The organism is Synechococcus sp. Tobar12-5m-g, from assembly GCF_024345415.1.
Taxonomy (GTDB): Bacteria; Cyanobacteriota; Cyanobacteriia; order PCC-6307; family Cyanobiaceae; genus Regnicoccus.
Map to the genome: position 1 here is coordinate 90,116 of NZ_JAGQBB010000011.1, position 18,380 is coordinate 108,495.

The window sequence follows — 18,380 nt, forward strand, 5'->3', positions numbered from 1 at the left end:
GGCCGAAACCGGCCGGGGCTGGTCACCAGAGGCCGCGGATCGGCTCAGGGGCGGGGGCGAAGGTCCGGGGAGCGGGAGCGGTGCGCACCTGGGCGACGGGGCCGGTCAACTGGTTGGCCTGGATGCAGGCGGGCAGGAAGACATACCAGGAGAGCAGGGAGGTGCACTGGGCCGTTCCTGCCTGGCACTTGCCTTCAGCGCAGATGTTCTGCTTGCCGTCGTAGGTGTTGCAGGTGTCCGCCAGGCGGAAGTCGGTGGGAAGGGCCGCCATGATCCCGGCTGAGGAGATCGAGCCATCACGGGCATCGGCGATGATGGCGCTGCGCAGCGCAGGCACCGCGTAGGTGGTCATGCTCCAGTAAGGGAAGTAGCTGCGGGTCTGATCCTTGAGGAACTTCACCCCGGCATCGGAGTAGAGGAAACGGGACACCCCGACCAGATCGACGGTGTAGGTCTTGGAGAGCCCGGCGCGGATTTCATCGGAGGTCCAGCCGGAACGGGAGATCCCGTCGCCCAAGCCCCGATCGGTCACGGCACCGGACTCAATGAACGTGCCGAATTTGTCGTAGCCGGTCGACCAGACGGCGCCACCGGTGTTCCAGCGCACGGGCAGGTCGTTGTCAACGGCAGCGGAAGCGGGCAGGGCGGATGCCGACAGGGCGGCTCCCACAAGAAGACTGGCGGCAAGACGCTTGAGCACGGCTGAATCAAAAGAACTCCAATTTCAACTTACATGCAGGAGTTGCATTTGCCCACAACTTGCCCACAACTTGCACTCAGCGCCCGGACACCGACGGCAAAGAAAGTGTGGACTTCCTAAAGAAACAGTCAGAAACCCGAGCGCTCGGCAGCCGGCAGCTGGGCTTTGACATTCGGCAGGGGCCGCCAGCCCGGCGGGCACTCCAGGCGGGAGCCGCGGAAGGGGAATGGCGCCGGGGTTCCCTTCCCTCGGCACACCACGCCGCGCGGCACGCCGTCGATCGCCTCCACCCGGGCCACATAGGTTTCGGAGCCGCCAGGGGTGCTGAGCCGCAGCTGGACGGATTGATCGTCGAGGCTCACCTTGGCGGCCATGCCGTCGGGTTCCTCGATCCCCAGCACATCCAGATAGCCGCTGAAACCACCCCAGAAGTAGCGGGTGATCTCAGCGCCGACAAAGCGGTTGAGCTGCACCGAGGCCTCCTGCCGCTGGGCCAGCAGGGCTTCCTGGCTGTCGAGCGCAACCAGGAGCCCGGCCGTGGCCGAAGCCGTTCGGCTGAGCATCGGGGGCCGGATTGGCAGTTGCACCAGGCCGGCCAGACCGATCAAGCTGAGAACACCGACCAGAGCCAGACGAGCGCCGACAAGCATGGGTGGCCCGAGTGAGCCGCGACCCTAAGCCCCCTAGGCTCGCTCCACTCCAGCCAAACCCCCATGTCCCTGAGCCTCGGCGATCCAGCTCCGGAGTTCACCCTCCCGGACCAGACCGGCACACCGGTGAGCCTTGCCTCCCTTCGCGGCCAGAGGGTGGTAATATACTTCTATCCGAAGGATGACACCCCCGGCTGCACCAAGGAGGCCTGCGGCTTTCGCGACCAGTGGTCCCGTTACGCCGAGCTCGGCATCAAGGTGCTTGGCATCAGCAAGGACGGCGCCGCCAGCCACGGCAAATTCATCGCCAAGTACAACCTGCCCTTCACCCTGCTCAGCGATCCTGACCCCTGTCCCGTGGCGGCGGCCTATGGCAGCTACGGGCTGAAAACGTTCATGGGTCGGGAGTCGATGGGGATGATGCGCCACACCTTCGTGGTGGATGCCGCAGGAAAGCTGGAGCTCTTCTACCTGAAGGTCAAGGCCGAGCAGATGGCCGAGCAGATCCTCTCGGATCTCAAGCTGGGCTGAGCGCCGCCAGCGCCTCCAGGCAGAGGCCCGGCGCCAGCTCGCAGCTCTGGCCCAGCTTCCCCAGCAGGGGGGCCAGCAGCGGGGCGTCCCCACCGGTGAGCCAGAGCCGGGTCGGCCCCTCCGTCTGGAGCGCCGCCGAGGCCTGAGCGATCGCCGCCGCCAGCCCCCAGAGGCAGCCGGCGGACATCGCCACTTCGGTGGCCGCCGGCCAGGGGTCCCGGTTATCGAAGGGCAAGGCGCCTTCCGCGTCGCCATCCACGCTCGGCAGCAGGGCCGTGGCTGCCGCCAGCGCCGAGAGCTGAAGGCGCACCCCGGCCATCAGCCGACCACCGGCAAAGGCACCCTGGTCGTTGACCCGGGTCAGGCTCAGCGCCGTGCCGGCATCCGCCACCAGAACGGCGCCGCCGGCTCCGCTCCGTTGTTGCCGGCGCCAGGCCTCCCAGCCGGCCAGGGCCCGGTCCAGCCCCAGCCAGGCGGGCATCGATCGCAACGGCACCGCCTCCAGGCTCAGCCTTCGCTCCGGGGGAAGCTGGAGAGCGGGCGGTAGGTGGCCGACACAGGCCCAGGAGCGCAATCGGCCCAGCTCAGCGGCGGAGATGGCAGCCGGCGCTGGTGTATGCCAGCAGCGCAGGCCCCCCTGGGCCTGCTGCTGAAGGGTCTCGGCCCAGTGCCAGCGGCTGTTGCCGATCAACAGCCACTGGCCAGCCGCCATCTAGATCCCCTCGCCCATCACCCCGGGGAGATGGATGCCGCACTCCTGTTTGAGGCCGCCGAAGCGGCTGGCGCGGGTGCCAGCCTCGTTGTCGCCACCGCCGAGGTCGGGACCGCTGGAATGCCAGTCGCCAACCGAGGAGTAGCCCTGTGCAAAGAGCGGATGCTGGGGAAGGAAATTCTCCTGCATGTAATAGAAGACGTCGCGGGCAGTCCAGGCCAGCAGGGGCCGCAACGACCATCGTCCCCTGACCGCGTCGAGGACGTTCATCGAGCTGCGGTGGTCCGTCTGGTTACCCCGCACCCCACTCGCCCAGCAGCGAATCTGCAGCCGTTCGAAGGCCTGATCGAGCGGTTGCACCTTGCGAAGCTGGAGATAGCGCTCCATGTCGTCGGGTTGCCCCGTTTCCCAGAGACGGCCATGCAGAGCCTCCATCCGGGCCGGGCTCATCTCCGCCTGGGCCACCTCCAGCCTGATGGGCAAAAGCTCGCCAAGCTCCTGGGCATAGCGATAGGTTTCGGCCGTGAGATAGCCGGTATCCACCCAGATCACCGGGATGGACGTGCTGAGGCGGCTGGCCATGTGCAGCAGCACGGCCGACTGAATGCCGAAGCTGGTGGTCAGGGCAAAGGACTCCCCGAAGGTGTCCAGCCCCCAACGCAGCTGATCGATCGAATCGAGCGGTTCGAGCGCCGCATTGGCGGCGGCCGCATCCAGCTTCCAACCTTCACGGTTGGTTGACACGCTGGGGGCCATCAGACTGTTCATGCCATTCATCTTCCCGTGCCAACCGGCAGGGATGGGTTGATCAACGGGGCTGGGTAGTGTTCAAGGGCACGTTCACCTCCCAACCCCCCAACCTCACCAGCATGACTGAAACCTGTTCATCATGACGGAGACCGGTCCAGACCAACGCCCGGGATCTGGCAGGCCCGTCGTGATTGCCGGCGGGGGTTTTGGCGGGCTCTACACCGCCCTGGCCCTGGCCGGGCGGCGCAACCCACCGGCGATCCTGCTGATCGAGCCCAGGGAACGATTCGTTTTCCAACCACTCCTCTACGAACTGCTCTCGGAGGAATTGCGTTGCTGGGAGGTGGCCCCGCGCTACGACCGTCTGCTGGCTGGCCGCGGTGTGGCCTGGCTGCGCGACCGAGTGAAGAGCGTCGATGCCCAGGCCCATGCGCTTGTCACCGAGCAGGGCCGCGTGCTCGGCTATTCCCGACTTGTTCTGGCCACCGGCAGCATACCCACCAGTTTCGGCGTTCCCGGCGTGGAGGAGCAGGCCATCGGCTTTCACACCCTGGCCGATGTCGAGCGCCTCCACAACCTGGTGCGTCAACTTCGCCGGAAGCAGCGGCCCCTGCAGCGCCTCGCCCTGGTGGGCGCAGGCCCCAGCGGCGTGGAACTGGCCTGCAAGCTGGCCGATCTGCTGCAGGGAGCGGCCGTTCTCGAGCTGATCGAGCAGGGGCCTGAGCTGCTGCCCCTGGCGCGATCGTTCAATCGGGAGCAAGCCCGCTCCGCCCTCTTGCGCCGCGACGTGCGCCTGCGGACCCACACCCGGGTGCTGGCGGTGAAGCCCGGCCGCCTCCAGCTGGGCCTCCCGCCAGCGGCAGGGGGAGAGCCTGGCCGGGAAGAGCTGGCCGTCGACGGGGTGATCTGGACCGCCGGCGTCCGCGTCAACAGCCCCCCCGTGGCTCCCCCTGCGGCGGTGGATGGCCGCGGCCGGCTGCTCTGCACCCCAGAGCTGCAGATGCGGCAGCACCCCGATCTGTTCGCGATCGGGGATGTCGCCCACGTCGAAGACGCCGATGGGGAGCCCCTGCCCGCCACCGCCCAGGTGGCGATCCAGCAGGCCGAGCATCTGGCCGCCAACCTTCAGCGTTCCCTGGCCGGTGAACCGCTGGAGCCCTTCCTCTGGCATGACCTGGGCGAGATGATCAGCCTCGGCGTCGGCGAGGCCAGCCTGACTGGCCTCGGTCTCACCCTGGCCGGCCAGGTCGCCTATCGGATTCGCCAGGTCACTTACCTGTCGCGCCTGCCGGGCCGCTCCCACCAGCTTCGGGTGGCGGCGGGCTGGCTCAGCGACCTGGGGCGCCCCAGACCTTGAGCCCGGCCACCGCTCCGCCCCTGCCCACCCCCCGGGGCCTGCTGATCGACGCCATGGGCACCTTGATCGACCTGCGCCGCTCGGTGGGCAGCACCTATGCGGAGCTGGCCGCCCGCCACGGCGTTCAGGTGGAAGCCGCCACGATCGACCAGGCCTTCGGGGCGATCTACCGCCAGGCTCCCCCCCTGGCCTTCCCGGGCCTGACCGGCGAGGAGCTGGGCAGGGCCGAGCGCCGCTGGTGGGGGGAGCGGATCACGGCGGTGTTCGCCGCTGCGGACGCCCCCCTCGCCACGCCAGCGCTGGGCGAGGAGCTGTTCGATAGCTTCGCGAACCCCGATCTGTGGCAGGTATATCCGGATGTGGTCGAACCCTTGCGCCGCTGGCATGGGGCGGGGATCAAGCTGGCCGTGGTGAGCAACTTCGATCAGCGCTTGATCGGACTCCTGGCGGGTCTGGGGCTGGAGGATGTGTTTCAGGCGGTGATTGTGTCGAGTGCGGCCGGGGCGGCCAAGCCCAGCCCCATTCCGTTCCAGCTGGCCCTCGAGGCCCTGGGCCTGGGCGCCGATCAGGTCTGGCATGTCGGCGACAGCCCGGAGGATGTGGCCGGAGCCGCTGCCGCCGGGATCGCCTGCCTGCGGATTCGGCGCCCTTGAAACAAGCCGTTCTGCTAGGCCGGGTCAACGGCCTGCGCCCCGCCCAGAAGCGAAGGCTGGAGCGCCTGTCCCAGCGCCGCCATCCGGAAGCGGGCGGAGCGGAGCTGCTCTGCCTGCAACGGCTGGCCGCTGAGGCCCGGGAACTGGAGCTTCCCCTCAGCCTGCTGGTGGATGGCCGCGGGCTCTGCCGCCTGCTCTGGGTGGGTCCCCTGGAGCAATCGGGGCGGTTGATCGAGCGGCTGCCGGGCTCCCAGCGGCGCCAGGGCCAGGGCTGGCGCCTGATCAGCTGCGTTGGCCACGGACCAGGCCTGGAACCCCAGGGGAGCGAGGCGCTGGTGGGCCTGGATCTGGGACCGGCGCTCTGGTTGCGCTTCCCCCACCAGGCCGCCGCCGGCGGCCAGTGGCCCGCCGCCCTTTATGCCCCCGGCCAGGAGGAAGCCCATCCCTGGCGGTGCCAACGGGACGGGGAGCTGGGCGCCTTGTGCGACCCCCTGGCCATGCCGATCAGCTCCCCTCCAGAGGAAGCGGAGCCAGCAGCCACCGCAGGCCCGGAGCGGGTGCTCCTGCTGGCCCTGGTCCTGGGCGACGCCACCGCCAGCCAGCGCGACATTGGTGAACTGGAGGCCCTGGTGCGCAGCGCCGGTTCCCTGCCCGTGGGGCTGGTCCAACAAAAGCGGCAGGCCGGGGCCCACCCGGTGCTCTGGGGGGATGGGAAGCTGCGGGAGGCCGCGCTCGAAGCCCGGCGGCTGGGGGCCACCCTGGTGGTGACCGACCGGGAGCTCAGCCCCTTCCAGGCCCGCCACCTGGAGCGCCTGCTCGACCTGCCGGTGAGTGATCGGAGTGAGCTGATCCTCGACATCTTTGCCCAGCGGGCCGCCAGCAGCGCCGGCCGGCTGCAGGTGGAACTGGCCCAGTTGCGCTATCGACTGCCCCGGCTGAGCGGCCGGGGTCAGAGCCTGTCGCGGCAGGGGGGCGGCATCGGCACCCGGGGGCCCGGAGAAACCCAGCTGGAGAAGGATCGCCGCGTCATTGCCCGCCGCGTCGACCGGCTGCAGAAGGAGGTGCATCAGCTCGGTGAACACCGCGCCCGCCTGCGCCAGGGGCGCCAGGGGGTGCGGCGCCTGGCCCTGGTGGGCTACACCAACGCCGGCAAGAGCTCCCTGCTCAATGCCCTCACCAAACCGCTGGCCGGTGAGGAGGTGCTGGCGGAAAACAAGCTGTTCGCCACCCTCGATCCCACCACCCGGCGGCTGGAATCACGCCTCCCGGATGGCTCGGTGTCCAGGCTCCTGCTCACCGACACGGTGGGCTTCATCCGGGAGCTCCCCCCACCCCTGCTGGAAGCCTTCCGCTCCACCCTGGAGGAAACCCTGGAAGCGGATGGCCTGCTGATCGTGGTGGACCTCTCCGATCCGGCCTGGCCCGAGCAGCTCCGCACGGTTCACGCCATCCTCGATTCCCTGGGCAGCCAGGCCCCCCGCCAGTTGATCGGCAACCAGATCGACCGCTGCTTGGCCGGGGAACGGGAGCGGGCCCAGTCCCTGATGCCTGGAGCGCTGTTCGTTTCCGCCACGGAGGGGCTGGGGCTCCAGGGATTGCGGCGCTGGATGTTCCAGCAGCCGAGCGGATCAAGCCTTGACAACAATGATGTTGTGTAGCGGGGGTTACGGCGGCCCTACTGCCTTCCACCTCAGGACGGGGTGCTGTGGCACGATCGAGCGGTTGGCCCATCCACTCCCATGGCACTTCAACTCGGTGACACCGTTCCCGATTTCACCCAGGACTCCCAGCTGGGCCCGATCAACCTCTACGACTTCGCCGGTGACAGCTGGGTCGTGTTGTTCTCCCACCCGGCCGACTACACGCCGGTCTGCACCACAGAGCTCGGCGAGGTGTCAAGGCTGCGCCCCGAATGGGAAAAGCGCAACGTCAAAACGCTTGCCCTGAGCGTGGATTCCGCCGAGAGCCACAAGGGCTGGATTGGCGACATCAACGAAACCCAGCACACCAGCGTCGACTATCCGATCCTGGCCGATGCCGACAAGAGCGTCAGCGATCTCTACGGGATGATCCACCCCAACGCCCTCAACAACCTGACGGTGCGCTCGGTGTTCATCATCGACCCCAACAAGAAGCTGCGTCTGCAGATCACCTACCCCGCCAGCACCGGCCGCAACTTCGACGAGATTCTGCGGGTGATCGATTCGCTCCAGCTCACCGACCACCACTCCGTGGCCACCCCGGTGAACTGGAAGGACGGGGATGACTGCGTCGTGGTGCCTTCGATCTCCACCGAGGACGCCCGCGCCAAATTCAGCAAGGGGGTCACCGAGATCAAGCCCTACCTGCGCTTCACCCCCCAGCCGAATCGCTGATTTGTTGCGGCTGGTCGCAGAATGGCGCCTGCAGCAACCGACCCTGGATGACCAACTGGTGGCAGTGGCAAGGGGCCTCCTCTGGCCAGCCGAACAGCTTCGCGGTGATCGGGGCCGGCCGATTCGGCACGGCCGTGAGCAAGGAGCTGGTGCGCTGCGGCGCCGACGTGCTGGTGGTGGACAGGAGCCAGCGGGCCATCGATGAGCTCCGCCAGATCGACCCCGCCATCGAGGGGCGGGTGCTGGATTGCACCGAGGAGGAGGCCCTGCGGGCCGCCGGAGTGCTTGACCTCGACACCGTGGTGGTGGGAATCAGTGAACCGATCGAGGCCAGCATCACCGCCACCTTGATCGTCAAGGACAGTGAGGGCAGCCGGGTGAAGCAGGTGATCGCCCGGGCCACCTCCGATCTTCACGAGAAGATGCTGCGCAGGGTGGGAGCCGACACGGTGGTGTTTCCATCCCGCATGCAGGGGGAGGAACTGGGTCGGCAGCTGATGCGGCCCAATCTGCTGGATCGGCTGCGGCTCGACGACCGCAACAGCATCGAGGAGATCAAGGTGCCCCGCTCCTTCATCGGCCGTTCGCTGCGCGACCTGAATCTGCGCAAGAACTACGAGGTCAGCATCCTGGCGGCCGGTCCCGTCAACAGCCTGTCGGTGAATCCACCGGCCTCCCACGTGCTCACCGAAGGAGACCTGCTGGTGGTGATGGGCTCGGTGCAATCGCTGGAGGGTCTGCCCCAGCTGTGAGGGGCACCGCGGTCCTGGGGCTGATGAGCGGCACCAGCGCCGATGGGGTCGACGCCGTCCTGGCCAGGTTCGAGGGCCCGCCGGCCAGGCCCCGCTGGCGCCTGCTCGCCAGCCGCTCCCTGGATTACCCGGCAGCGCTGCACCGGCAGTTGATCGCGATCGGCCAGGGGCAACCAGCCACGGCGGAGGCGATCCTGAACCTGGCCGAAGCGGTGACGGAGGTGCAGGCGACCTGTGCCCGCCAGTGCGACCCGACGGGCCAGGCAACCCTGGTGGGCTGCCATGGCCAGACCCTCTGGCATCGTCCGCCCCAAGGCGGCCAGCGGGGTTGCAGTTGGCAGTTGCTCCAGGGGCCTCTGCTGGCCCAACTGCTGCAACGGCCGGTGGTGTTCGATCTGCGGGCCCACGATTTGGCCCTGGGGGGCCATGGAGCGCCCCTGGTGCCCGCCGCCGATGCCGCCCTGATGCCGGCGATCGGGGGATGGCGGGCCCTGCTGAACCTCGGCGGTATCGCCAACCTCACCCTGCTGCCGCCGGCGACGGGACCCGAGCGGCAGGCCCCGGTGCGGGGCTGGGACTGCGGCCCGGCCAACACCCTGATCGACCTGGCGGTCAGCCGCTTCAGCCAGGGGACCCAACGGTTCGATGCCGATGGCCAGTGGGCACGGAGGGGAACCGTCAACGAGGCGCTGATCCGTCGCTGGCTGCAGGAGCCCTACTTCCAGGGCCTGCCGCCGAAGTCGACCGGACGGGAGCAGTTCGGCCAGGCCGATCTCGAGCGACGGCTGCAGGACCTGGAGGGGGCGGATGGGGCCTTGGGGCCTGGCCAGCCCCAAGCCGATGCCCTGGCCACCCTCACGGCCTTCAGCGCCGCCGTTGTGGCGGCCGACCTGGGCAAAGGCCCCCGACCCCTGGAGTTGGTGGTGGCCGGCGGCGGGGCCAGAAATGGAGTTCTGATAGAGCAGCTGCGGCGGCGCTGCCGGGGCCTGTGGGTGCGCCCCCTGGCTGACCTCGGCATCGGGGAAACGGATCGGGAAGCCCTGGCCTTTGCCTTGCTGGCCTGGTGGCATCAACGGCGCCATCCCGGCTCCTTGCCCTCGGTGACGGGAGCGAGCTGGCCGGCTGTTCTCGGGGTGCGGGCCGACCCGACGGCGCCCTAAGCGCTGGGGCGCTGCAGCCTCAGGCGCCGGGGAAGCCCCCGCAGGCGACGGGGCTCCTGCCGCTCCAGGGCCTTGCGGAACCGGTCGCCGGAGAGTGCGGCTTCAGGGACCGCCGGCCGGCCCAATGCCCCCTGCCCGCCGAGTGCCGATTCCTGGGCCCGCTCAAGCCGGTCCAGCCCCTGTTGAATCAACACCTTGGCCATGTTGCTGACCGTGCGCGATTCGGTCTCGGCTGCGGCGCTGAGACGATCACAGAGATCTTCCGGCAGCACGACCTGAACGCGGGGGGACTTGGGCCGGCCGCTCGTGGAGGTCTGACGGGTGGCCACGGCCCCAGGATCATGCGCGATACCCAGGAGTGTACAGAGATCCACTTGGATACTATCCAGCAGTATGCTCAGGCAGCTCCGCACACCAGCCATGGGCCAGGCCATCAGCAAGGACCTCAGCCAAGACGTCAGCAAGCCAGGCAGAAGAACCAAGGCATCAACTGGGCTTTCTACGGCCGTCAGGCCCGCTGCCGTCGCTGCCACGGCCCAGGAGCAGCGGACCGCATCCCGGCCGGGCTCCAGTCGGCGGAGCGCCGAGCAGAGTGATGTGCTGGTGTCGGCGGTGATCAGCACCTACCTGCTCACCCACCTGCACCATGTGCTGCAACGGGCCGAGTACGCCGCCGTCCAGGAAGGACGCCAGCCCCTCGCCGCCAACTACGCCCAGCTGCGCAAGGTGCTCTGCCTCGATGCCCGCACGATGGAAGATGCCTCTGCATCCGGGCATCTCGAGGTCGAGCCCCCCTGCGCCGCTTGAGCCGGCGGGGCCCGGATCGGCCGGTGCCGCGTTGCCAATATCCAACAACCGGCCACCGGGGGCGTTGGCAGCTGCCTGGCGCCCATAGGGTCAGCACGCTGTCCTCTCCTGCCTGGCCCAGGGCCTGCCCATGGCTGACACCAATGCCGCCCGCCTCTATGAACGAATCCGGGCCGATGAAGCCCTCACCCAGTCCCTCTTTCGTCAGGCGCTGCAGGACCCGAAGGGAACGGTGAGCCGGATCCTCGCCCTCGGCGCCGAGTGGGAACTACCCGTCACCGAAGCTGCCGTGAAGGAGCACCTGGCCTCGCTCGATGACGAAAGCAAGCAATGGTTGATCAAGGCCCGAGGGGGACTCTAGGGGCTCGTCGGCACCGAAGGCCGGGCCGGTGCCAGCCGCGCCGGAGCCTGGCTGGGTGCCGGCCGGGGCAACCGTTCTCCCTGGGACCAGCTGAAGAACAGCCAGTGGCTCACCAGCGCCAGGCCAGCGGCCACCACCAGCGCCGCCACCTGCTCCAGACGTTTAACGATCACGGGCGGCCGCGCGGGGTTGGAATCAGTCTGGCGAAGCGCCCAGCCCAGACTCCCTGCGGCCCTCCAGCCAGGGATGATGGTTTGACCAACCGGCCCTACCCCACTTCCCGTGCTTCGTCTTGAACGCGTTTCAAAGATTTACCCCACGGGCGAGGTGCTTCGCGACGTCACCTGGGAGGTGAAGGCGGGGGATCGCATCGGGCTGGTGGGGGTGAACGGCGCCGGCAAATCCACCCAGATGCGCATCATCGCTGGGCTGGAAGAGCCCACCAGCGGCCAAGTGGTGAAGCAGGGGGATCCGCGCATCGCCTACCTGCAGCAGGAGTTCGACGTGGATCCGGAGCGCACGGTGCGCGAAGAGCTGTTCCAGGCCTTCGGCGAGGCGGCCGAGGTGCTGATCCACCAGCACCGCGTCGAACACGAGATGGCCAGCGAGAAGGCCGCCACTGACCCCGATCACCTCGACGAGCTGATCCACGAGTTGGGCCGCCTCCACAGCCGCTTCGAGTCCCTGCACGGCTACGAGCTGGATGCCCGCATCGACAAGCTGCTGCCGTCGATCGGCTTCACCCCGGAGGGGGTCGAAGAGGCCGTCGGCTCCTACTCCGGTGGCTGGCAGATGCGCATCGCCCTGGGCAAGATCCTGCTGCAGGACCCTGATCTGCTGCTGCTGGACGAACCCACCAACCACCTGGACGTGGAGACGATCCAGTGGCTGGAGGACTACCTGATCGCCCAGACGGTGCCCCTGGTGGTGATCAGCCATGACCGGGCGTTCCTCGATCGGGTCTGCAACCAGATCGTCGAAACCGAGCGAGGGATCTCCCGCAGCTACCTGGGCAACTACAGCCAGCACCTGGAGCAGAAGGCTCTCGAACGCGAGGCCACCCAGGCCGCCTTCGATCGCCAGCAGAAGGATCTGGCTAGCCAACAGGCCTACATCGACCGCTTCCGGGCCAGCGCCACCCGCAGCACCCAGGCCAAGAGCCGCGAGAAGCTGCTGGAGAAGGTGGAGCGGATCGAGGCCCCGATCGAGAGCGTGGGCGGTCCCCGCTTCCAGTTCCCGCCCGCTCCCCGCAGCGGCCGGCAGATCGCCCTGATCGACGACCTCACCCACAGCTACGGCGACAAGATCCTCTTTCTGGGGGCCCACCTGGAGGTGGAACGGGGGGATCGCATCGCTTTCGTGGGGCCCAACGGCGCCGGAAAATCCACCCTGCTGCGCCTGGTGATGGGCAGCGAGACCCCCGACGGAGGCATCGCCCGGCTGGGGGAGCACAACGTGGTGGCGGGATACTTCGAGCAGAACCAGGCCGAGGCCCTCGACCTGACCCGAACCGTGATCGACACCCTGTTCGAGGCGGTGCCCGACTGGACCCAGACCCAGGTGCGCTCCCTACTGGGCAGCTTCGGCTTCAGCAACGACACGGTGTTCAAGGACGTGGGCCAACTCAGCGGCGGCGAGAAGGCGCGGCTGGCCCTGGCCCTGATGCTGCTGAGCCCCTGCAACCTGCTGGTGCTGGATGAGCCCACCAATCACCTGGACATCCCCGCCAAGCAGATGCTGGAGGGCGCACTGCAGGCCTACGAGGGAGCGGCCCTGCTGGTGTCCCACGATCGCTATTTCATTGCGCGGGTGGCCAACCGGATCGTCGAGATCCGCGACGGCGAGCTTGTGCTCTACCGGGGTGACTACGCCTACTACCAGGCCAAAAAGCAGGAGGAAGCCGATCAGGATCTCGAAGCCGAGGCCACCCGCGAGCGCGAGGCCAGGAAAAGCGCCAACCAGGAGAAGCAGAAAGCCCGTGCCGCCAAGCTCAAAGCGAAGGCGTGAGACGCTGCACAAACAACTTCACACATCCGTAGGCAGGAAGACTCATTTCGCTGGCCACCCGCGGAGCATGTTCATATCCTGACGGTATCCCCTGAGGCCAGGACCATGACCCGCTCGACCCCCCCCGTATCCCCCTCCCTCGATCAGTCGCCCACTGGGACAGAGTTGTCCAGCGAACTCGACGCCCCCACGGGCGGCGGCGCCCAAGAGCAGGCGTGGGACTCGGTGGAAACCTATTTCGAATGCATCACCACCTGCTCCCTCGACGACGGTGAGTGCGTCACCAACTGCGTGGAGGAACTGCGCGAGCACCACTGACCAGCACCACTGACCAGCAGGCAGGCGATCCCTGCAGCCGGACACCCCGATGGGGACTTCCTGACAGCCAGCCCCTAACTGTGTACCGATTGCTACGCAAGCACTCGAAACACTTCGTAGCATTCGGATGGCTTCAAAGCCCCTTCGCGATGCCTGGAATGTCCGAACCGCTCGCCCTCACCCTCGGTCAAAAGTTTGAACTGGAGCGCATGACCCGCGTCATCGACTCCACCGGCGATGCCCAGTCGCTGCGGGGCCTGGCCAAGCAGTTGCTGCACGCCTGGCAAACCCAACGGGCCGCCACCGACTGGGTGATGCGCCAACAGCTCGCCATGCCATCCGGCTTTGGCGCTGGAGCCCCAGCCCAGGCTGCCGCCAACCCCCATGCCGCGGAGGGTGTAGCCAACCCCTTCCCCTTTCCTCCCAACGACGTGCTCTGAGCACCAGATCCGGCCAGGCTCAGCGGCCCTGGGCCGATCGAGCGATCGCCGTGGGGACCACCTGCACCTGCAGGGTGGTGCCGGCCCGCAGCACCTGAAGATCCATCGGTTTGCCGACACCATTGGCCTCCACGGCCGAAATCATCTGGGCGGGCCCCGCCACCGGGCGCCCCGCCGCCGTCACGATCACGTCACCGGGACGCAGCCCTGACTGGGAGGCCGGGCTGCCAGGCATCACACTCCTCACCAGGGCCCCCTGCCGGACCGTGCGGCCCAGCTCATCGGGCAGCTCATCCAGCCCGACCCCGATCATGGGATGGCTGACCGTTCCTGTGGCCAGCAACTGCTTGGCGATGCTGCGGGCACGGTTGATTGGAATGGCGAAGCCCAGCCCGGCGCCGGGGCCCGAGCGCACCAGGGTGTTGATGCCCACCACTTCGCCATCGGCGTTGAGCAAGGGGCCGCCGGAATTACCGGGGTTGATCGCCGCATCGGTCTGAATCAGGTCGAGGCGCTTATCGGTGATCCCCAGCTTGCTGACATTGCGGTTCAAGTTGCTGATGATTCCCATCGTCACCGTGTTGTCCAGGCCGAAGGGGTTGCCGACGGCGATGGCCCAGTCACCCACCTGAAGAGCATCGGAGTTGCCCAGGGTGGCCACCGGCCAGGGGCCAGCGCCGAGCAGTCGGAGCAGGGCCAGATCGGTCAGGGAGTCGAGGCCCACCACCTTCGCTTCCACCCGGCGGCCATCCTTTAGACCGACGAACACGCGGTCACTCTTTTCGACGACATGGGCATTGGTGAGGACCAGGCCATCGGATTGAAAGATCACGCCGCTGCCCAGCCCCCGTTCCTTGCGCTGGGCTGGAAGCTGTCCCTGGGGAAACCCGAAGAACTGGCGGAACAAGGGATCGGCCATCAGCCTGGAGGGGAGGCCCGAGCCTCCTGAGCTGGCCACGGTGCGTTCCGTGTCGATCGTGACGACGGCCGGACCGGCACGATTGACGGCCTCAGCGACAAACGACTGGCGAGACAGGCCGGAGCGAGGTGCCTGCTGGGACTGGGCTGTCGCGACCCGCTCGATCAGGGCCGGGGACGCGAGCACCAGGGCCAGGGGCAGGGCAGGCAAAAGAACAGTGCGTGGAAAGCTGCGAAAATCCAAAACCAGGTTCAGCAAAGCTGATTTGACCGTAATGGCGGATTGGCGGCTGTCGGTTGCCGCAGCACTCGCAAGATGTGACGAAGTGCGGAGCTCGCCAGCCCAATCGAACCGCCATGAGTGGGTCGTGCAGCCTCCGGCGCCCGATCCTTGGCCCTAAGGTTTGCAAACTTATGTGAATCCCCATGGACACCAGCTCGCTTCTCCTCCTTTTTCTTGCCTTCGGAGCAGCGTTGAGCAGCCTCTGGGCCTGGAAGCTCGCTCATGCCGCCACATCCAGGCAATGATGAAGGGATAGGCCTCCACCCGCCGGTCCTGTTCATCCGAAAGCGCCCCCATGGCCCAGCTTGTCCCCTTGTTGTACGGAGCCAGTTTCGTCTTGCTGTTGGTCCAGGCTTTTCGGGTCATGGCACGGGGCTTCAAAGCAGTTCCCCGCCTGGGAGATCCCACCGGGATCACCCTCGCCTCCAGCGGTGACTCAGCAGGGTTCCCTGGTGGATCAGGAGGGGCAGATCGCACTGGACGCCTGACCGTTCACCCGGAACTGTTGGATTCGCACGGGCAGCTCATCCGGGACGACCTGATGACGGTTCGATTCAGCGGTGAGAACGAGGAGTCCACCGTTCCACCCGAGGCCACCTGAACCGGCCTGGCTCCCCTTGGGGGATACGGTCCCGTCACTGCATAGCCTGAGCTGGTTTCGCCAACTGGTAAAACCATGGCGATGAGCAGATTCCCGGCGGAGGCCGAACGTTGGACCAGAGAACCCGAATCGTGGCCGCCGTGCTGCGCACCCTGAAGCTGCCCCCCCGCTTCCGTCTGCACCTGATCAAGGAGGACCCCGTGCGCCTCGAGCTCAGCATCACCCCTGCCTACGGCAAGGATCCGATCCTGGTGGGACTGGTGGAATCCCAGGACCTGGTGGCCAGGCGCGACCGTGAGGGCCGCATCCCCAGGGATCTGCAAGGCACCTGGGACTGGACAGTCCGCCATGGCAAGGTGACCACTGGCGGCTGGAACCCGTACCTCAAGGAAGCCCTCCAGACGATGTTCGAAACCGGTCTGCCCGCCATCGTTTACGAGGAAACCACTGGCGAGGCTTACCATCCTGTCGACGGGGCACGCCACGTGCGCTAACCCTCTCGATCCGTAGCAAACCGTGGCCAAGGCCACATTCGGCCCTTGCCGAGGCCGCTAAAACGGGGGCATCAATGTCTTCCGTTTTTCTTCATGTCTTCTTTGGGCCTGTCGATGGGGCCACTGGTGCGACTGCTGGCATCCCTCGGGTTACTCAGTACCGCGCTGTTAGCTCTGCTGCTCAACCTGATCGGCTAACCACGATCACGCCCTCCCCCACCGGGGGACCAGGAGGGCTGATCCATGGCGAGCCCTTGCTTCTGGAGCCGATCACGGTCGTTGTCGACCATGGGCCAGGCAACCGCTCCAGGGCCCTGGCATCAGCAAGACTGCAAGGACAATCGTGCACCTTCAGATCGCGTGGCCCCCTTCTATGCCAAGAACCGAAGGGACGGCTCCCGCCTGCTGAGCACGGCTTTGGTGATCTGTGCCGTGGGGCTGATCCGCTCCGATCACCGCCTCGGCCAGTGGACGGCAATTGTCGCCGGAGGCCTGAGCTGCTACTGGGGCCTTTGCTACGGGCGCCTTGAACGCTGAGGCCGCCAGCCCTGCAGCCTTCAGTGTCGCCAAGGGCCTGCCCCTGTACAGCGTGGCCGAGCTGACCACGGCCATCGGCAAGCTGCTGGAGCGTGGCTTCGCTCCACGCTTCCTGCTGGCAGCCACGGTGTCCCGGCCCCAGCTGAAGAAAGGTCATCTCTGGATGACCCTGACCGATGGGGACGCGTCGATTTCCGCCGTGGCCTGGGCCACCCAGCTGCCAAAACTCAGCTTCAGGCCCAGCGAGGGGGATGGGGTCACGGTGGTGGGCAAACTGAACTTCTGGCCGAGCCGCGCGTCCCTCTGCGTTCAGGTGCTGGACATCCGCCCGAGCTTGAGCAGCGTGCTCCGCCGCTTTGAGCGCGTGAGACAACTGCTGGAGCCCACTGGGCTCTTCGCGCCGGGGCGCAAACGCCGCCTGCCTGAGCAACCCGCCACCATCGCCCTGCTCACCAGCGTCCCCAGTTCCGCCCTGGCCGACATGCTTCGCACCGCGGCTGAACGCTGGCCTGCCACCCGGATCATCCTTCTGCCCATTCCGGTCCAGGGCCCGGTCGAGGCTGAGATCTGCCGTGCCATTAGGGCCATCGGGGCCAGGGCGGAAGCGCTCGGAGTCGAGGCCCTGGTGCTCGCCCGGGGAGGGGGCAGCCGGGAAGATCTCTCGGTGTTCGATGGCGAGGATCTGGCCCTGGCCCTGGCCGATTGCCCCATCCCGGTGGTGACCGGCCTGGGCCATGAAGACGACACCACAGTCGCCGATCTGGTGGCCGATTATCGGGCCGCCACGCCCACCGCAGCCCTGGTGGCTCTGCTGCCGGATCGGCACAGCACCCGCCAGGAACTCCAGGCAATCCGCCAACAGCTCAGCCGCCAACTCTCCTGGCGTCTTCGCCTTGAGCAGGAGCGGGCCGATGCCCATCGGCAACGGCTCCGCCAGTGCCAACCAGGCCTGCTGCTGCAAAGGCAACAACGCCACCTCCGCCAGATGCGCCAGGCGCTCGAAGCCCTCTCTCCGCAGCACTTGCTGAAACGGGGCTTCTGTCTGGTGCGTGGGGATTGCGGCCAGGTGGTCCGCTCGGTGCACCAGATCGAGGCCGGCAGCCTGGTGGAGCTGCACTGGGCCGATGGCAAGGCCAAGGCCCGCATCACAGGCCTTCAGGACGACTAGCGTTTGCAGACGATGACCACCGACAAGAAGCGAGAAGCGAAGACCCGTGCCAAACCGGCCAGCGAGGAGGCCACGCCGAGGGACGACTGGGCCAGCGAACTCCGTGAACTGACCTACAACCAGGCCCGCACCGCGCTGGAAGTGGCCCTCGGGCAGCTCCAGTCCGAAGACATCGAGGTGGAGGCCATGGCTGATCTGTACCGTCGGGCCCTGGCCTATGCCCAGCGGTGCGAGCAGGTGCTGCAGCAGGTCGAGCAGGAGATCATTCAGTACCAAACCGCCGAATTGGAGGGGGAGCCATGACACAGACGATGAAGCAATCGGGCCCGTGGATCCAGTGGCTGTATCTGGGATTGGCGGTGGCCGGGGCCATCCTTCCCTGGATGGCGAACATCGCGTTCATCCGCTCCAGCGGCAACGCCTTCGATCTGGCCCAGTTCGTCTCCTTGGCAAATGCCAATCCGGCGGCCCAGTCGCTGTCGCGGGATCTGCTGATCGGTGCCACGGCCATCACGATCTGGATGGTGGTGGAAGCCCGCAGGCTGAAGGTTCGGGGGCTCTGGCTGGCGCTTCTGTGCTGCGTGACGCTGGCGTTCGCCTGTGGGGCCCCCCTGTTCCTCTGGATGCGGGAGCGACGGCTGGCAGAGATTCTCCTGGTTGAAGGCCCGCAGGCCTAGAAGTGTAGTCCCACCAGGTTGTTCAGCTGACAAGGGGGTGTGAGGTCGCCAGGGTCGGGGTGTCACCTCCCGTCCCAAGACCCCACCACCCATGCATAGCCACCCCAATGCCCGATTGACGCCCATCGG

The 18,380-nt window shown here is 67.3% G+C and carries 25 protein-coding genes; 18 read left to right on the plus strand and 7 right to left on the minus strand.

The annotated features are described in order from the left end of the window. Nucleotides 1-22: 22 nt before the first annotated feature. Together KBY66_RS08735 and KBY66_RS08740 are read right to left on the minus strand one after the other, a co-directional pair. Nucleotides 23-700, minus strand: a complete 678-nt coding sequence (locus KBY66_RS08735) for an alpha/beta hydrolase (RefSeq protein ID WP_255088913.1) — start codon at nt 698-700, stop codon at nt 23-25. Nucleotides 701-828: 128 nt separating this feature from the next. After that, a complete protein-coding gene (locus KBY66_RS08740) occupies nt 829-1,350 on the minus strand; it encodes a hypothetical protein (protein ID WP_255088914.1) in 522 nt (173 codons plus the stop codon). Nucleotides 1,351-1,413: 63 nt separating this feature from the next. Here KBY66_RS08740 and bcp point away from each other — a divergent pair, with 63 nt between their 5' ends. Continuing rightward, the gene (bcp, locus tag KBY66_RS08745) at nt 1,414-1,881 is read left to right on the plus strand and encodes a thioredoxin-dependent thiol peroxidase (protein ID WP_255088915.1); all 468 of its coding nucleotides are present in this window, start codon (nt 1,414-1,416) and stop codon (nt 1,879-1,881) included. Here the strand turns inward: bcp and KBY66_RS08750 are convergent. Both KBY66_RS08750 and KBY66_RS08755 read right to left on the minus strand, forming a co-directional pair. Beyond that, nucleotides 1,868-2,593: a type III pantothenate kinase gene (locus tag KBY66_RS08750; RefSeq protein ID WP_255088916.1), complete on the minus strand. Its 726-nt coding sequence runs from the start codon at nt 2,591-2,593 to the stop codon at nt 1,868-1,870. The genes bcp and KBY66_RS08750 overlap by 14 nt on opposite strands. Then, nucleotides 2,594-3,349, minus strand: a complete 756-nt coding sequence (locus tag KBY66_RS08755; RefSeq protein WP_255120085.1) for a phosphoadenylyl-sulfate reductase — start codon at nt 3,347-3,349, stop codon at nt 2,594-2,596. 133 nt (nt 3,350-3,482) lie between these two features. Here KBY66_RS08755 and KBY66_RS08760 point away from each other — a divergent pair, with 133 nt between their 5' ends. The 6 genes from KBY66_RS08760 to KBY66_RS08785 all read left to right on the plus strand — a co-directional run bounded on the left by KBY66_RS08760 (nt 3,483) and on the right by KBY66_RS08785 (nt 9,640). Continuing rightward, entirely contained in the window at nt 3,483-4,700 is a 1,218-nt protein-coding gene (locus KBY66_RS08760; RefSeq protein ID WP_255088918.1) for an NAD(P)/FAD-dependent oxidoreductase, read from the plus strand. Continuing rightward, nucleotides 4,697-5,353 (plus strand): HAD-IA family hydrolase, encoded by a 657-nt coding sequence (locus tag KBY66_RS08765; protein WP_255088919.1) that lies wholly within the window; start codon nt 4,697-4,699, stop codon nt 5,351-5,353. Before KBY66_RS08760 ends, KBY66_RS08765 begins: the two co-directional genes overlap by 4 nt. After that, nucleotides 5,350-7,011, plus strand: coding sequence for a GTPase HflX (hflX, locus tag KBY66_RS08770; protein ID WP_255088920.1), 1,662 nt, complete (start codon nt 5,350-5,352; stop codon nt 7,009-7,011). The genes KBY66_RS08765 and hflX overlap by 4 nt, the downstream gene beginning before the upstream one ends. 81 nt (nt 7,012-7,092) lie before the next feature. Next, entirely contained in the window at nt 7,093-7,728 is a 636-nt protein-coding gene (locus KBY66_RS08775; RefSeq protein ID WP_255088921.1) for a peroxiredoxin, read from the plus strand. A 47-nt stretch (nt 7,729-7,775) separates the two neighbouring features. Further along, complete coding sequence (locus KBY66_RS08780; RefSeq protein WP_255088922.1) at nt 7,776-8,480, plus strand: potassium channel family protein; 705 nt, start codon at nt 7,776-7,778, stop codon at nt 8,478-8,480. Further along, nucleotides 8,477-9,640: an anhydro-N-acetylmuramic acid kinase gene (locus KBY66_RS08785; RefSeq protein ID WP_255088923.1), complete on the plus strand. Its 1,164-nt coding sequence runs from the start codon at nt 8,477-8,479 to the stop codon at nt 9,638-9,640. Before KBY66_RS08780 ends, KBY66_RS08785 begins: the two co-directional genes overlap by 4 nt. Here KBY66_RS08785 and KBY66_RS08790 read toward each other — a convergent pair. After that, nucleotides 9,637-9,969, minus strand: coding sequence for a ribbon-helix-helix domain-containing protein (locus KBY66_RS08790; RefSeq protein WP_255088924.1), 333 nt, complete (start codon nt 9,967-9,969; stop codon nt 9,637-9,639). The genes KBY66_RS08785 and KBY66_RS08790 overlap by 4 nt on opposite strands. A gap of 91 nt (nt 9,970-10,060) precedes the next feature. Between KBY66_RS08790 and KBY66_RS08795 the strand changes: the two genes are divergently transcribed. Next, nucleotides 10,061-10,447 carry a hypothetical protein gene (locus tag KBY66_RS08795; protein ID WP_255088925.1) on the plus strand — a complete coding sequence of 129 codons (387 nt, stop codon included), beginning with the start codon at nt 10,061-10,063 and terminating at the stop codon, nt 10,445-10,447. A gap of 130 nt (nt 10,448-10,577) precedes the next feature. After that, on the plus strand, nt 10,578-10,808 hold the full coding sequence (locus tag KBY66_RS08800; protein WP_255088926.1) for a hypothetical protein: 231 nt from the start codon (nt 10,578-10,580) through the stop codon (nt 10,806-10,808). Here KBY66_RS08800 and KBY66_RS08805 read toward each other — a convergent pair. Then, the gene (locus KBY66_RS08805; protein ID WP_255088943.1) at nt 10,805-10,981 is read right to left on the minus strand and encodes a hypothetical protein; all 177 of its coding nucleotides are present in this window, start codon (nt 10,979-10,981) and stop codon (nt 10,805-10,807) included. The two genes, KBY66_RS08800 and KBY66_RS08805, sit on opposite strands and share 4 nt — an antisense overlap. A gap of 109 nt (nt 10,982-11,090) precedes the next feature. On the opposite strand from KBY66_RS08805, the gene KBY66_RS08810 reads away from it, so the two are divergent. The 3 genes from KBY66_RS08810 to KBY66_RS08820 all read left to right on the plus strand — a co-directional run bounded on the left by KBY66_RS08810 (nt 11,091) and on the right by KBY66_RS08820 (nt 13,573). After that, on the plus strand, nt 11,091-12,815 hold the full coding sequence (locus KBY66_RS08810) for an ABC-F family ATP-binding cassette domain-containing protein (RefSeq protein ID WP_315855495.1): 1,725 nt from the start codon (nt 11,091-11,093) through the stop codon (nt 12,813-12,815). Nucleotides 12,816-12,920: 105 nt separating this feature from the next. Then, nucleotides 12,921-13,133, plus strand: coding sequence for a hypothetical protein (locus KBY66_RS08815; RefSeq protein WP_255088944.1), 213 nt, complete (start codon nt 12,921-12,923; stop codon nt 13,131-13,133). A 158-nt stretch (nt 13,134-13,291) separates the two neighbouring features. Continuing rightward, the gene (locus KBY66_RS08820; protein ID WP_255088928.1) at nt 13,292-13,573 is read left to right on the plus strand and encodes a hypothetical protein; all 282 of its coding nucleotides are present in this window, start codon (nt 13,292-13,294) and stop codon (nt 13,571-13,573) included. A gap of 19 nt (nt 13,574-13,592) precedes the next feature. On the opposite strand, the gene KBY66_RS08825 is transcribed toward KBY66_RS08820, so the two are convergent. Continuing rightward, complete coding sequence (locus KBY66_RS08825) at nt 13,593-14,735, minus strand: trypsin-like peptidase domain-containing protein (protein ID WP_410001004.1); 1,143 nt, start codon at nt 14,733-14,735, stop codon at nt 13,593-13,595. A gap of 334 nt (nt 14,736-15,069) precedes the next feature. Between KBY66_RS08825 and KBY66_RS08830 the strand changes: the two genes are divergently transcribed. The 6 genes from KBY66_RS08830 (at nt 15,070) to KBY66_RS08855 (ending at nt 18,251) form a co-directional block, all read left to right on the plus strand. Further along, the gene (locus KBY66_RS08830; protein ID WP_255088929.1) at nt 15,070-15,375 is read left to right on the plus strand and encodes a DUF2973 domain-containing protein; all 306 of its coding nucleotides are present in this window, start codon (nt 15,070-15,072) and stop codon (nt 15,373-15,375) included. Between the two features lie 110 nt (nt 15,376-15,485). Beyond that, entirely contained in the window at nt 15,486-15,869 is a 384-nt protein-coding gene (locus KBY66_RS08835; RefSeq protein WP_255088930.1) for a hypothetical protein, read from the plus strand. 360 nt (nt 15,870-16,229) lie between these two features. Further along, on the plus strand, nt 16,230-16,406 hold the full coding sequence (locus KBY66_RS08840; protein ID WP_255088931.1) for a hypothetical protein: 177 nt from the start codon (nt 16,230-16,232) through the stop codon (nt 16,404-16,406). Continuing rightward, entirely contained in the window at nt 16,396-17,574 is a 1,179-nt protein-coding gene (xseA, locus tag KBY66_RS08845; RefSeq protein WP_255088932.1) for an exodeoxyribonuclease VII large subunit, read from the plus strand. The genes KBY66_RS08840 and xseA overlap by 11 nt, the downstream gene beginning before the upstream one ends. Before the next feature lie 12 nt (nt 17,575-17,586). Further along, the gene (xseB, locus tag KBY66_RS08850) at nt 17,587-17,877 is read left to right on the plus strand and encodes an exodeoxyribonuclease VII small subunit (RefSeq protein ID WP_255088933.1); all 291 of its coding nucleotides are present in this window, start codon (nt 17,587-17,589) and stop codon (nt 17,875-17,877) included. Beyond that, on the plus strand, nt 17,874-18,251 hold the full coding sequence (locus KBY66_RS08855; RefSeq protein ID WP_255088934.1) for a DUF2834 domain-containing protein: 378 nt from the start codon (nt 17,874-17,876) through the stop codon (nt 18,249-18,251). The genes xseB and KBY66_RS08855 overlap by 4 nt, the downstream gene beginning before the upstream one ends. Nucleotides 18,252-18,380 lie beyond the last annotated feature (129 nt).

Coding starts and splice junctions, on each gene's coding strand:
- KBY66_RS08775 (WP_255088921.1), top strand. CDS start 7,093: ATGGCACTTCAACTCGGTGACACCGTTCCCGATTTCACCCAGGACTCC.
- KBY66_RS08830 (WP_255088929.1), top strand. CDS start 15,070: ATGGCCCAGCTTGTCCCCTTGTTGTACGGAGCCAGTTTCGTCTTGCTG.
- KBY66_RS08780 (WP_255088922.1), top strand. CDS start 7,776: ATGACCAACTGGTGGCAGTGGCAAGGGGCCTCCTCTGGCCAGCCGAAC.
- KBY66_RS08750 (WP_255088916.1), bottom strand. CDS start 2,593: ATGGCGGCTGGCCAGTGGCTGTTGATCGGCAACAGCCGCTGGCACTGG.
- KBY66_RS08795 (WP_255088925.1), top strand. CDS start 10,061: ATGGGCCAGGCCATCAGCAAGGACCTCAGCCAAGACGTCAGCAAGCCA.
- KBY66_RS08815 (WP_255088944.1), top strand. CDS start 12,921: ATGACCCGCTCGACCCCCCCCGTATCCCCCTCCCTCGATCAGTCGCCC.
- KBY66_RS08800 (WP_255088926.1), top strand. CDS start 10,578: ATGGCTGACACCAATGCCGCCCGCCTCTATGAACGAATCCGGGCCGAT.
- KBY66_RS08760 (WP_255088918.1), top strand. CDS start 3,483: ATGACGGAGACCGGTCCAGACCAACGCCCGGGATCTGGCAGGCCCGTC.
- xseB (WP_255088933.1), top strand. CDS start 17,587: ATGACCACCGACAAGAAGCGAGAAGCGAAGACCCGTGCCAAACCGGCC.
- bcp (WP_255088915.1), top strand. CDS start 1,414: ATGTCCCTGAGCCTCGGCGATCCAGCTCCGGAGTTCACCCTCCCGGAC.
- KBY66_RS08855 (WP_255088934.1), top strand. CDS start 17,874: ATGACACAGACGATGAAGCAATCGGGCCCGTGGATCCAGTGGCTGTAT.
- KBY66_RS08755 (WP_255120085.1), bottom strand. CDS start 3,349: ATGGCCCCCAGCGTGTCAACCAACCGTGAAGGTTGGAAGCTGGATGCG.
- KBY66_RS08820 (WP_255088928.1), top strand. CDS start 13,292: ATGTCCGAACCGCTCGCCCTCACCCTCGGTCAAAAGTTTGAACTGGAG.
- KBY66_RS08740 (WP_255088914.1), bottom strand. CDS start 1,350: ATGCTTGTCGGCGCTCGTCTGGCTCTGGTCGGTGTTCTCAGCTTGATC.